Annotated in this window: 10 protein-coding genes; 6 read left to right on the top strand and 4 right to left on the bottom strand. The window is 69.6% G+C overall.

Annotated features, from left to right (window positions below; genetic code table 11):
• Window positions 1-14: 14 nt before the first annotated feature.
• The 3 genes from meaB to EBN03_RS22250 form a co-directional block, all read right to left on the bottom strand.
• A complete protein-coding gene (meaB, locus tag EBN03_RS22260) occupies window positions 15-1,058 on the bottom strand; it encodes a methylmalonyl Co-A mutase-associated GTPase MeaB (protein WP_122190094.1) in 1,044 nt (347 codons plus the stop codon).
• A gap of 403 nt (window positions 1,059-1,461) precedes the next feature.
• Window positions 1,462-3,714 (bottom strand): methylmalonyl-CoA mutase, encoded by a 2,253-nt coding sequence (gene scpA, locus EBN03_RS22255; protein WP_122190041.1) that lies wholly within the window; start codon window positions 3,712-3,714, stop codon window positions 1,462-1,464.
• Window positions 3,715-3,717: 3 nt separating this feature from the next.
• On the bottom strand, window positions 3,718-5,580 hold the full coding sequence (locus tag EBN03_RS22250; protein WP_122190040.1) for a methylmalonyl-CoA mutase family protein: 1,863 nt from the start codon (window positions 5,578-5,580) through the stop codon (window positions 3,718-3,720).
• A 669-nt stretch (window positions 5,581-6,249) separates the two neighbouring features.
• On the opposite strand from EBN03_RS22250, the gene EBN03_RS22245 reads away from it, so the two are divergent.
• A complete protein-coding gene (locus EBN03_RS22245) occupies window positions 6,250-6,897 on the top strand; it encodes a TVP38/TMEM64 family protein (RefSeq protein WP_407671213.1) in 648 nt (215 codons plus the stop codon).
• Between the two features lie 37 nt (window positions 6,898-6,934).
• Here the strand turns inward: EBN03_RS22245 and EBN03_RS22240 are convergent, their stop codons facing one another.
• On the bottom strand, window positions 6,935-7,348 hold the full coding sequence (locus EBN03_RS22240) for a GlcG/HbpS family heme-binding protein (protein ID WP_122190038.1): 414 nt from the start codon (window positions 7,346-7,348) through the stop codon (window positions 6,935-6,937).
• A 95-nt stretch (window positions 7,349-7,443) separates the two neighbouring features.
• Between EBN03_RS22240 and EBN03_RS22235 the strand changes: the two genes are divergently transcribed.
• The 5 genes from EBN03_RS22235 to EBN03_RS22215 all read left to right on the top strand — a co-directional run bounded on the left by EBN03_RS22235 (window position 7,444) and on the right by EBN03_RS22215 (window position 12,041).
• Complete coding sequence (locus tag EBN03_RS22235; RefSeq protein ID WP_122190037.1) at window positions 7,444-7,875, top strand: MarR family winged helix-turn-helix transcriptional regulator; 432 nt, start codon at window positions 7,444-7,446, stop codon at window positions 7,873-7,875.
• Between the two features lie 102 nt (window positions 7,876-7,977).
• A complete protein-coding gene (locus EBN03_RS22230) occupies window positions 7,978-8,739 on the top strand; it encodes an IclR family transcriptional regulator (protein ID WP_122190036.1) in 762 nt (253 codons plus the stop codon).
• A 281-nt stretch (window positions 8,740-9,020) separates the two neighbouring features.
• Window positions 9,021-10,100 carry an ABC transporter substrate-binding protein gene (locus tag EBN03_RS22225; protein ID WP_122190035.1) on the top strand — a complete coding sequence of 360 codons (1,080 nt, stop codon included), beginning with the start codon at window positions 9,021-9,023 and terminating at the stop codon, window positions 10,098-10,100.
• Window positions 10,097-10,933, top strand: coding sequence for an ABC transporter ATP-binding protein (locus EBN03_RS22220; protein ID WP_122190034.1), 837 nt, complete (start codon window positions 10,097-10,099; stop codon window positions 10,931-10,933). The genes EBN03_RS22225 and EBN03_RS22220 overlap by 4 nt, the downstream gene beginning before the upstream one ends.
• A 331-nt stretch (window positions 10,934-11,264) precedes the next feature.
• Complete coding sequence (locus EBN03_RS22215) at window positions 11,265-12,041, top strand: ABC transporter permease (RefSeq protein ID WP_233608546.1); 777 nt, start codon at window positions 11,265-11,267, stop codon at window positions 12,039-12,041.
• The last annotated feature ends 20 nt before the right edge of the window (window positions 12,042-12,061 follow it).

The following is a 12,061-nucleotide window of genomic DNA, read 5'->3' as shown; positions in this document are numbered from 1 at the left end:
GCAGGCAACGCGTGTCAGTCGGCGTCGAAAACGCGCAGGATCTCCTCGGCCGCCATGGCGGGGGTCAGATCGCCCGAACGCACCGCCGCTTCCACCTCCGGCCGTAGCGCTTTCACGGCCGGGTCGTCGGCGAGGCGCCGCAGCAGCTGGTCGTGCACCATGGTCCAGGTCCACTCCACCTGCTGGCGGCGGCGCTTCTCGGCGAATTCGCCCGCCTCGGTGAGCACTTCACGATGACGCAGGACGGTGTCCCAGAAGGTGTCCAGGCCGGCACCGTTCAGGCCGCTCATTGTGATCACCGGTGGGCGCCACAGGGATTCGCGGGGGTGGATCAGGCGCATCGCGCCCTGGAGTTCACGGGCGGCGGCCTTGGCCTCGAGTTCGTGGCGGCCGTCGGCCTTGTTCACCGCGACCAGGTCGGCCAGTTCGAGCACGCCCTTCTTGATGCCCTGCAACTGGTCTCCGGTGCGGGCCAGGGTGAGGAAGCAGAACACGTCGACCATGCCGGCGACAGTCACCTCGGACTGACCCACCCCGACGGTCTCGACCAGGATCACATCGTATCCGGCGGCCTCCAGCAGCACCATGGTCTCGCGGGTCGCCTTCGCGACCCCGCCCAGCGTGCCGGCGGTCGGCGAGGGCCGGATGAAGGCGTTGCGTTCCACCGACAGTCGCGCCATGCGGGTCTTGTCGCCCAGGATCGAACCACCGGTGCGGGTCGAGGACGGATCGACCGCGAGGACCGCGACCCGGTGTCCCTGTCCGAGCAGGTACATGCCGAGCGCGTCGATGAACGTCGACTTGCCGACCCCGGGCACACCGGTGATGCCGACCCGCTTCGAATCCGCCCGCGCCGCATCGGGCATCAGCAGCAGCAACAGTTGCTGTGCGAGGGCCCGGTGATCCGCGCGGGTCGACTCGACGAGGGTGATGGCACGCGCCAGACCGGCCCGCTCCCCACGCCGCACCGATTCGGCCAGCTGCTCCACGTCGACGGCGGGCCGCCGGGCCGAGCGCGGATGTGACTGCGCGGCAGCCGGATCCGCGGCCGGGTCCACCGCCGAACCACCCGGCGTGCCCGCGACGGTTCCGAGCCGCGGGTGCGACACCCCGATCGTCGCGTCGCCTTCCGACACAGCCCTGGACCGAAACCGGTTCTCCGCCACACTCACTCCCACATCGTCGAAGACGGAATCGAGCCCACGCCCGGCCAGCCGCCGGCACCGAACAGTTCACTCGGGGCCGTCGCCCACTTGATCCGGCCCGCAACACCGCAACGCCGGTGCACCACCGAACGCCGCGAATCCGCTACCGGCCGAACCGGACTCGCAGGCAGGCCACCGGGCCGCAGTGCCGCTTCGCCGGGAACGGGCGATCGATCCGGCCCCGACGCGGGCGACCCGAGGGATGTCACCCGCGGCCGGTGCGTTCGGCCGGCGGTGACATCCCTTCGGGCAGTGCTCATTCCGCGGTGCCGGCGCCGATCTCGTGGCCGAGGTCGGCGGCCAGCTTCTTGATCAGCTCGATCGCGGAATCCGCGATCACGGTGCCCGGCCCGTACACCGCGGCCGCGCCGGCGGCGTACAGCTCGTCGAAGTCGCCGGGCGGGATGACGCCACCGACCACGACCATGATGTCGGGGCGACCGACATCGGCCAGTGCCTGCCGCAGCGCGGGCACCAGCGTGAGGTGGCCGGCCGCCAGCGACGACACACCGACGATGTGCACGTCGTTGTCGGCCGCCTGCTGCGCCACCTCTTCCGGGGTCTGGAACAGCGGGCCCACGTCGACGTCCATGCCCAGGTCGGCGAACGCGGTCGCGATCACCTTCTGGCCGCGGTCGTGCCCGTCCTGGCCCATCTTGGCGACCAGGATGCGGGGGCGGCGGCCCTCGGCCTCGGCGAACTCGGTCACCAGCTCGATGGCCTTGCTGATGTTGGTCACAACGCCGGCCTCCTCACGGTAGACACCGGACAGGGTGCGGATCTCGGCCTGGTGGCGGCCGTAGACCTTCTCCAGCGCGTCGGAGATCTCACCGACGGTGGCCTTGGCGCGGGCGGCGTCGACCGCCAGCGCGAGCAGGTTGTTCTCCATGCCGCCCTCGGACGACGCTGCGGCACGGGTCAATTCGGCCAGCGCCCGCTCCACCGCGGCGGAGTCGCGCTCGGCGCGCAGCCGAGCCAGCTTCTCGGCCTGCTCGGCGCGCACCCGGGTGTTGTCGACCTTGAGCACCTCGATCGGGGTGTCCTCGTCGGCCTGATACTTGTTGACCCCGATCACGGCCTGCTTGCCGGTGTCGATGCGGGCCTGGGTGCGCGCGGCGGCTTCCTCGATGCGCAGCTTCGGGATGCCCTCCGAGATCGCCTGCGCCATACCGCCGTGCGCCTGCACCTCGGCGATATGGGCGCGGGCCCGGTTGGCCAGCTCGTGGGTGAGCCACTCGACGTAGTACGAGCCACCCCACGGGTCGGCGGGCCGGGTCGTGTTGGACTCCTGCTGGATCAGCAGCTGGGTGTTGCGGGCGATCCGGGCGGAGAAGTCCGTCGGCAGCGCGAGCGCCTCGTCGAGGGCGTTGGTGTGCAGCGACTGGGTGTGCCCCTGGGTCGCCGCCATCGCCTCCACACAGGTGCGGGCCACATTGTTGAACACGTCCTGCGCGGTCAGCGACCAGCCGGAGGTCTGCGAATGTGTCCGCAGCGCAGACGATTTCGCGTTCTTCGGTTCGAACTCGGCGACCAGCTCGCTCCACAGCAGACGGCCGGCGCGCAGCTTGGCGACCTCCATGAAGAAGTTCATGCCGATCGCCCAGAAGAACGACAGCCGCGGTGCGAACTTGTCGACCTCCATGCCCGCGGCGATACCGGCCTTGATGTACTCCACGCCGTCGGCGAGGGTGTAGGCCAGCTCCAGGTCGGCGGTCGCACCGGCTTCCTGAATGTGGTAGCCGGAGATGGAGATCGAGTTGAACTTCGGCATCCGCGCGCTGGTGTAGGCGAAGATGTCGGAGATGATCCGCATCGACGGCGTCGGCGGATAGATGTAGGTGTTGCGGACCATGAACTCCTTCAGAATGTCGTTCTGAATGGTTCCGGCCAGCTGCTCGGGGGCGACGCCCTGCTCCTCGGCGGCCACGACGTACAGCGCTAGGATCGGCAGCACCGCGCCGTTCATGGTCATCGAGACCGAGACCTGGTCCAGCGGAATCTGATCGAACAGTTCCCGCATGTCGAGGATGGAGTCGATGGCGACCCCGGCCATGCCGACGTCACCGGTGACGCGCGGATGGTCGGAGTCGTAGCCGCGGTGGGTGGCCAGGTCGAAGGCCACCGACAGGCCCTTCTGACCGGCCGCGAGGTTGCGGCGGTAGAAGGCGTTGGAGTCCGCGGCGGTGGAGAAACCGGCGTACTGGCGGATCGTCCATGGCTGGTTCACGTACATGGTCGGGTACGGTCCGCGCACGAACGGCGCCACACCGGGCACGCTGTCGAGCGGATACCCTTGCGCCACAATCGCGTCGCGGTCGGCGCGGGTCAGCACCGGCGGCACGTCGATGCCCTCCGGGGTCGCCCAGACCAGGTCCGCGGGAGTGTAGTTGTTGGCCTTCGCGGCGTCGGCCACGAACGCCTCGACCTGCGTGGCGGCGGGCGCGGCGTCGACCGGGTCGCCCAGCGGCACGTCGGCGAAGCTGCCGATCAGGTGCTTGATGTCGGACATCTTCTACGCTCCCAGCTTCTCGAGCAGGCCGGACAGGACCTCGACCGCGTCGATGCGGGCGGTGAGGAATCCGTCGGGACGCCGCGTTTCAGGCAGATCGGCGACCGCCTTCTCCGGTCCGGCCAGCAGCACGGTGGTGACACCGGCGGCGCGCAGCTCCTCGACGGCCGCCCGGGCATCGGTACCGTAACGCTTGTCCGAACCGACCAGCACCGCGACCGTGGCACCGGATTCGGTTGCGGCGGCGGCGATCTCACCGGCCGCGAGCGGGCCGGGGGTGATCGCCTCGATGCCGCCGGAGGCGAGCAGGTTCTGCGACCAGATCACCCGCACATTGTGCTCGGCGACGGTGCCCAGCGGCACCAGCAGCGCCTTGGGCCGCTGCCCGTTCGCGACGAAGTACGCGTCGGACCGGTTGCGCAGCGCCTCGAACGCGGCACCGTAGCGGGCGACCGTGCCGGGCTGCCGGGCGGCCTCCGACAGCGGGTCCTCGGCCAGGTTCGGGAACTCGTTCACGCCGGTGACGGCCGTCTTGCGGTGTGCCACATCGGATTCGCGCCGGGCGCGGGTGGCGGCGATCCGCTCGGCGAGCCACCCGGACTCCAGCGCGGCCACGTAGCCGCCAGCCCGCTCGATGTCCTGCATGAAAGCCCATGCGGCAGCGGCCAGTTCGGCGGTGAAGCGTTCCACGTACCAGGAGCCCGCACCCGGGTCCTGGACATGCCCCAGGTGCGACTCCTCGAGCAGCAGCAGCTGGGTGTTGCGCGCCATGCGGTCCGAGAACGCCCGCGACACACCGAGTTCCCCGGCGGGCAGCGGAGCGTCGAAGGGCAGCACGGTGATCAGGTCGGCGCCGCCGACACCCGCGCCGAAGGCGGCGAGCGTGGTGCGCAACATGTTCACCCACGGGTCGCGCTGCGACAGCATGGCCGCCGAGGTGACCGCGTGCTGCGGGGCGTTGCCCTCCTCCGGCGCGCCCAGCTCGTGGGCGACGCGGGCCCAGATCTGGCGGGCGGCACGGAATTTCGCGGTGGTGGCGAACTGGTCGTCGGTGGCGGCGAACCGGAACACCAACTGCCGCAACGCGCTCGCGGCGTCGAAGCCGGCCTCGGTGAGGGCACGCAGGTATTCGAGGCCGGCGGCGACCGCGGCACCCAGTTCCTGGGCGTCGGAGGCACCGGCGTTGTGCAGCGCGATACCGCAGACGGTGAGCGCGCGCACGGTCTCGGCCCGCTGCGCGGCCTGGCGGGCCACCGCGACCGCGGTGTCCAGATCCACGTGCGAGGTGCCGTTGAACCGGCTGGTGAGCGGGGTCAGGCCGAGCGCGACCTGGATCGCGGCCCGGTCGGTCGCGGCGGTGTAGCCGTCGAGCACGGCGAAGATCTGCTCGGCCGCGGCGGCACCGTCGGCACCGGCGTCGACGGCGAGCGGGGCGAGGTCGAACAACAGCCCGGCCAGCGCGCGCGGCAGCTGCGCCACAGGCACGCCGCGTTCACCGGCACCCAGCCACACGGCGCTGGTGCCGTTGTCCAGGGCGGCGAGGATCTCCTCGTTCACCGCGGCGGCGTCGGACCCGTCGAACTTCTCGCACACGTACCAGCCGCGGTTCACGTCGCGGGTGGCGTCGCCGCCGCGCACGAACGGGTAGGCGCCGGGCAGCGGCGGCTCGGGCAGTTCGTCGCGGCGGGTGTACAGCGGATTGACCGTCACGCCGTCGTAGGTGGTGACGGCCAGCAACTTCTCGGGCTCGTCCCCGAGTTCGGCGGGCTCGACCCGCCGCGCCTTGGCCAGAACGCCGGCCACGCCGGTCCGCCAGGCGCCGTATTCGGGTACCGCGCCGGTATCCGACTCCGAAGCAATCGGCATCGCTCGAGTTCCTCTTCCTGTCCAGATCCGGTCCTCTACACCTGTACCGGATTCCCGGGCGCCGAACCAAACCTTCGCAACGGCTTCGCGCCGATCCACACAGCCGTTCGCAATGCGAAAAACAGCGTGATCAGCCGGTTCGTCCGGATGTGGCGACGACCACAGTCCACCGACAGGGATGCTACCGACGGCGCTGCGAAGACCGCGAAGCAGCCCGCGGGACGATCCCGCAGGTCCGGGCCGGTGTCGCGAGGCTCGCCGACAGCGCCGCCGGTACCGTCCGGCGGCGGGTTCGATCACGCCCGGCTGTTCCACACCAGGCAGCCGATCGGACCCGACCTCGGACAGGTCGGCGCAGTGCACGCAGGCCGTCGAACCGGCGCACTCGCCCGCCCCGTGAACCGCCCTGACCCACAAGGCAATTCCCAGGCTAGCCGTTCGGCCCCCACCCCGCAGCGGCGCGGTGAGACCCTGCGACCCTCCCCGACGAGATCCGCCTCACCCCGGCAGCGGCACGGTGAGACCCCGTTCGAGGCGACCCTCGCCGACGAGATCAGTCCCAACCGGGCAGCGGCACGGTGAGGCGCGGCCCGCCGTGGGCGGTGCCCGGTCTTCACCTCTGCCCGATACCCTGACCGGGTGCTCAGCAGACTCCGTGATCCCCGCCTGATGGCGCTGCTCGCCGTCGGTGTGGTCCTGCTGGCGGCGGCCCTGCTGTTGCCGCACCCGGCACCCGGCCAGATCCGGGACTGGGGACATTCGGTGGGTCCGTTGCTGCCGGTGGTGTTCGTCCTGGTGCACGCGCTGGTGACGGTCGCACCCTTCCCCCGCACCCTGTTCACCCTCAGCGCCGGTCTGCTGTTCGGGCCGCTGCCCGGCGTCTGCCTGGCGATCGCGGCGACCTCGCTCAGCGCGGTGCTGGCGTTGCTCCTGGTCCGCGCGCTGGGCCGGGAGGCGGTGAGCGGCTGGCTGACGCATCCGGCGGTCCGTTCGGTGGACCGCCGCCTGGCCGAACGCGGCTGGCTGGCCGTCGGCTCGTTGCGCATGATCGGCCCGGTCCCGTTCTCGGTGGTGAACTACTGCGCGGGCCTGTCCCGAATCCGCCTGCTGCCCTACATCATCGCCACCGCGGTCGGCAGCCTCCCGGGCACCATCGGCACCGTCCTACTCGGCAATGCCCTCACTGGCCGCACCTCCCCCACCATGCTCGCCGTCACCGGCGCCTGCATGGCCGTCGGCCTCGCCGGCCTCCTACTCGACCTCCGCTGGGGCCGCGACCGCTTCCGCGACCCGCAACCCGAAACCGTCACCGTCTGAGGGTCACCCCTCGGCGAGCTCGTTGCGTGGTTGTCGGCTAGGTCGATGCGGCCAACGGCAGCGCGGCGACATCGACACACGCTTCGTCCTGTTCGAGGGTCCCGCCGGCGATGGCGATCGCGCCGGCGACCACACCGTCGCGCCAGATCAACCGGGCGGCCCTGCCCGCGACGATGGGCGTTCCGGCGGTCTCGATGATCTGCGCGAACACCGCGGGGTAGGCCTGCTGCAGGTTCATCAGGTCGGTGTCGTCGCGTCGAAACAGGGCCACGCTGGATGCTTTCGCCGGAGCGATACGCGCCGACATGGGGGACGCGCCGTCCATGCGATCGAGAACCTGCAGGTGCCCGCCGTCGTCGACGATGGCGATCGTAACTGCCGCGCCGAGTCCGGTGGCGTGTTCGCGGACCCGGTCGCTGATCGCCCGAGCTTCGTCCGAAGTGAGTGACATCGTTCCACCTTCAATTTCTTGGGTCGACCAATCTTGGTCCAACCAAGCATAGCGCCGTTCCTTGGTGGAGCCAAGAGATTGATTAGACTGCGCGCATGGAGATGGGCGAAGCGCCGACCCGCCTGCGGAACAAACCGAGCTGGCTGATCAACAAGGTTTCCGCGCGGGCACATCGGACCATCGCGGAAACGATGACCGCTGTCGATGGGCACGCCCATCACTTTGCGATCCTGGCCGCGCTGGACGAGTTCGGCCCGGACAGCCAGGTGCGGATCGGCCAACGGTGCGGAATCGACCAGAGCGATATGAACACGATGCTCAATGAGCTGACCGCGCAAGGCCACGTCGCGCGCACCCCGGATCCCAGCGACCGCCGTCGCAATCGGATCACACTGACCGCCGCCGGGCGACGACGGCTCGAAGAGCTGGACGCGCCACTCACCGCGGTACAACACGACATCCTGCGCGCCTTGTCGGCCACCGAGCGCGACACGCTCACCCGGCTGCTCACCCGCATCCTCGAATAGACCGGGGTCGCAGCTCGGCTCGCGGTGCGCGCAATCCTTGTTCCGGCCCGGCGTTCGGGCGGATAGTTCGCGCATCACCGAATCCGTCGGGCAGGAGGACCCATGGCTGTCGAGGAACCTCGTTCCGGGGCTCGGGCCGTCGACCGCGCTATCGCGGTCCTCGCCTGCTTCGAGAGCAACGATCCGGAGCTGTCGGTGAGCGAGCTGGCGCAGCTGGCCGGGCTGCCGGTGAGCACCACCCATCGGCTCGCGCAGGCGCTGGTGCGGGGCAAGCTGTTGCAGCAGGACGTGGCGACCGACCGATACCGGATCGGTGCCGGCCTGGTGTCGCTGGCGCGCCCGGCGCTGTCGCGGTTCGAACTCGATTCCGCCGCACCGCATCTGTTCGCGCTGGCCGCCGGGATCCGGATCACGGTCAGCGTCAGTACCGTGGCGGATCGCCAGGTCCACACCGTCTTCCAGGCCCGGCCACCGATCTGGTTCTGCGAGCATCAGATTCCCGCGCCCAGACAGCCGTTGCGGTCCAGCGCGGCCGGGCAGGCGCTGCTGGCGTTCTCCGCCGCGCACACGGTCGCCGAGGAACTGGCGGGCCGGGCGTCCGGTGCACCGGACGGCCTGCATGCGGACCTGGACCGGGTGCGCCGCAACGGTTTCGCGGTGACCGAGATCGACGCCGCCGACCCGATCCGCTGCCTGGCGGTGCCGATCGCGGGCGCGGGCAACCGGGTCCACGGCGCGCTCGCCGTGCAGGCGCGGTCACGGCGACTGACCGACGAGCTGGTCAACCGGATCGTCCCGTCCATGCGCCGGATCGCCCACCGCGTGGGCCCGCTGCTCGACACCCCGGCAGCGGCATCCGAATAAGACTCACACTGATTTCCATATCGTGAAATAGCCATTGCCCCAGCATCTTTCGCGCCCCAATATGAATACACGACCGGGGCACCGAATATTCGAGCACCGAAAGGAGACGACGATGCGGACCTTGCTCTTCACCAGACGCCGAGTCGTCGACCTCATGCGCGTGCCGCAGGGAATCTGTCGACCCTGATCCGTTTCCGGGGGACCCCCGGCGGATATCAGCGTGATTCCACTTCCCCACCACCGCCGAGCAATTCGCGGTGCTCTCAGCGAAAGTTTCGACAATGCCGACCACCCGTGTAGGCCGACGCCGGCTGCGCACCCTCTCCGCCCTGCTGACGCTGTCCGCCGTCCTCGCGCTGACGACCGCCTGCGGCCACTCCGGTCCCGGAACCACCGCCGACGGCAAGGATGTGCTGCGTTATCAGGGCCAGTCGGGCATCGTGACCGCCTACGAGCTCGCCGACAGCCTCGGCTACTTCTCCAAGATCCAGCTCCACTGGGAGAGCGACACCACCAGCGGCCCGGCCAATATCCAGGCCGCGGCCACCAAGCAGATCGAATTCGGTAGTGCGTTCAACGGCGCGGTGGTGAAACTGGTCTCCGGTGGCGCTCCGGTGAAATCGGTGCTCGCATCCTACGGCTCCGACGACCTCTCCTTCGGCGCCTATCTGGTGAAGGACAATTCACCGATCAACTCGGCACGCGATCTGATCGGCAAGAAGATCGCGGTGAACACCCTGGGCGCCCACTACGAATTCGTGGCCCGGGAATGGCTGCACGACAACGGCTTGACCGAGGACGAGATCAAGTCGGTGCAATTCGTGGTGATCCCGCCGGTCAGCGCGGAGGAGGCGCTGCGCAACGGCCAAGTGGACGTCGCCGCGCTCAGCAGCCCGTTCCTCGATGTCGCCGACCAGCGCGGCGGCGTGCGGACGTTGTTCACCGACAAGGCACTGTTCGGCAAATTCGACTACGGCACCTACGTGTTCCGCACCGACTACATCGCCGCCCATCCCGACGCGGTGAAGGACTTCGTGCAGGGCACCGCGCGCGCGATTCGCTGGCTGCAGACCACACCGACCGATCAGGTGCAGGCCAAGTTCCGCGCCGTCATCGCCGCGCGCGGCCGCAACGAGAACGACGGCCTGGTGAAGATCTGGAAGAGTCCCGGAATCCCGGTGCCCGGCGCGGTGATCGCCGAAAAGGAGATCCAGATCTGGATCGACTGGCTGGGCCGCAACGGCGATCAGGCGGCCGGCAAGCTGCACGCCGCCGACCTGTTCACCAACCAGTACAACCCGTACGCCAACGGCACCTATCCCTCCGACAGCGGCCCGAACGGCGAGGCGATCGCGAAATGAGCACTGCCACAGCGAAACTGACGATCAGCGGCCTGCGCAAAGAGTTCGGCGACGCGTTCACCGCGCTCGACGATATCGACCTGGAGGTACGCGACGGGGAGTTCCTGGTCCTGGTCGGCCCCAGCGGATCCGGCAAGTCGACGCTGCTCGACCTGGTCGGCGGACTCGCCACTCCCACCGCCGGGCACTTGCTGCTCGACGGGTCACCGATCACCGGTCCGGGCCTGGACCGCGGCATCGTATTCCAGCAGTACGCGCTGCTGCCCTGGCGCACGGCCCGCGGCAATATCGAATTCGGCTTGGAAGCCAAGGGAATCCGGCGGCGGGAACGGCGGCAGATCGCCCAGCACTATCTGGAGCTGGTGGGTCTGGACGGCTTCGGCGATCGCTATCCCAGCCAGTTGTCCGGCGGGATGAAACAGCGGGTCGCCATCGCCCGCAGCCTCGCCTTCGACCCGCAGGTGCTGCTGATGGACGAACCGTTCGCCGCCCTCGACGCCCAGACCCGCGAATCGCTGCAGGACGAACTGCTGCGGATCTGGCGCAGTACCGGCAAGACCATCCTGTTCATCACCCACGGCATCGACGAGGCGGTGTACCTCGGTCAACGCGTCGCCGTGCTGACCTCGCGTCCGGGCCGGATCAAGGCGATCGTCGACGTCGACCTGGACCGCGGCGACGCAGCCGGCACCGACATCCGCTCCACCGAACGCTTCCGCGAGATCCGCCACGAGATCTGGACGCTGTTGCACGACGAGGTGGCCCGCGCCCAGGGGCTCGAGCGTGCGGCACTGTCCGGTACCGCAACCGAGGGGAGCCCCACCCATGTCTAGCGCACTGCAGGTCGGCGCGGCCGACACCGCTCAAGCGAACCCCGCTGCCGCAGAACAGCTCTCGCCCCCGGGCGCCACGACACAGCGTCCGTCGACCGCACCCGGCCGAACCCCGGCCGCCGGCGACGCGACCGCACCCGGCGAAGCCCCGGCTGTCGGCGACACGACCGCACCGGCGCCTTCGGACTCCGCGGCCGCCACCGCGCCCGGCGAAACCCACGCCGCGCAGCCCGACACCCCGACCGCCACCGGCGCCGAATCCTCCGGAACGACACCGGACGCGCCGCTCTCGACACCGTCCGCGGCGACCGCGCGAACCTCACCCGCGGCCCTGCGTGCGGCACGCGTCGTGGGCCGGCTGACCTGGCGGATCGTGCGCCCGCTGGCCGCCATCGCCGTGATTCTCGCACTGTGGGAGATCGCGCCGCGCACCGGACTGGTGGACCAGGTTTTCCTGCCACCGTTGTCGACGGTGCTGCAGGCGTTCGCGGATCTGGTCCGCAACGGCCAGATGCAGGACCACGTGCAGGCCAGCCTCACCCGCGCCCTGACCGGGTTCGCGCTCGCGCTGCTCACCGCGGTGCCGATCGGGGTCGCCATCGCCTGGAACCGGCTGGTGGCCGATCTGCTCGGGCCGGTCCTCGAGCTGTTCCGTAATACCGCCGCGCTGGCCCTGTTGCCGGTGTTCATCCTGATCCTCGGCATCGGCGAAACCTCGAAGATCGCGCTCGTGGTCTACGCCGCCTTCTTCCCGATCCTGCTGAACACCATCAGCGGGGTGCGCGCGGTGGATCCGCTGCTACTCAAATCCGCGGCATCGCTGGGACTTTCCCCGGTCCGGCTGTTCCAGAAGGTGGTCTGGCCGGCGGCACTGCCCTCGATCTTCACCGGGATCCGGATGGCCGCCTCCTCCTCGATTCTGGTGCTGGTCGCGGCCGAAATGGCCGGAGCCCGAGCCGGTCTCGGCTATCTGATCACCGCCGCGCAACAGAACTTCCAGATTCCGCAGATGTACGCCGGAATCATCGCGATCTCGCTGCTGGGCCTGCTGTTCAACGGTGTCCTCGTCGCCGTCGAACGTCGGCTGTCCCGCTGGCGCACCGCCTGATCCCCTCACCAGAAAGACGC

It is taken from the genome of Nocardia stercoris (assembly GCF_003696265.1).
Lineage (GTDB): Bacteria > Actinomycetota > Actinomycetes > Mycobacteriales > Mycobacteriaceae > Nocardia > Nocardia stercoris.
Note: the sequence above shows the minus strand (reverse complement) of the source record. Positions and strands in the feature narration are given on the sequence as shown.

What these genes read in the sequence shown, in the direction of transcription:
- EBN03_RS22250 (WP_122190040.1), bottom strand. Translation starts at nt 5,580, where the DNA reads ATGCCGATTGCTTCGGAGTCGGATACCGGCGCGGTACCCGAATACGGC.
- EBN03_RS22240 (WP_122190038.1), bottom strand. Translation starts at nt 7,348, where the DNA reads ATGTCACTCACTTCGGACGAAGCTCGGGCGATCAGCGACCGGGTCCGC.
- EBN03_RS22245 (WP_407671213.1), top strand. Translation starts at nt 6,250, where the DNA reads ATGGCGCTGCTCGCCGTCGGTGTGGTCCTGCTGGCGGCGGCCCTGCTG.
- EBN03_RS22235 (WP_122190037.1), top strand. Translation starts at nt 7,444, where the DNA reads ATGGAGATGGGCGAAGCGCCGACCCGCCTGCGGAACAAACCGAGCTGG.
- EBN03_RS22230 (WP_122190036.1), top strand. Translation starts at nt 7,978, where the DNA reads ATGGCTGTCGAGGAACCTCGTTCCGGGGCTCGGGCCGTCGACCGCGCT.
- EBN03_RS22225 (WP_122190035.1), top strand. Translation starts at nt 9,021, where the DNA reads ATGCCGACCACCCGTGTAGGCCGACGCCGGCTGCGCACCCTCTCCGCC.
- EBN03_RS22220 (WP_122190034.1), top strand. Translation starts at nt 10,097, where the DNA reads ATGAGCACTGCCACAGCGAAACTGACGATCAGCGGCCTGCGCAAAGAG.
- scpA (WP_122190041.1), bottom strand. Translation starts at nt 3,714, where the DNA reads ATGTCCGACATCAAGCACCTGATCGGCAGCTTCGCCGACGTGCCGCTG.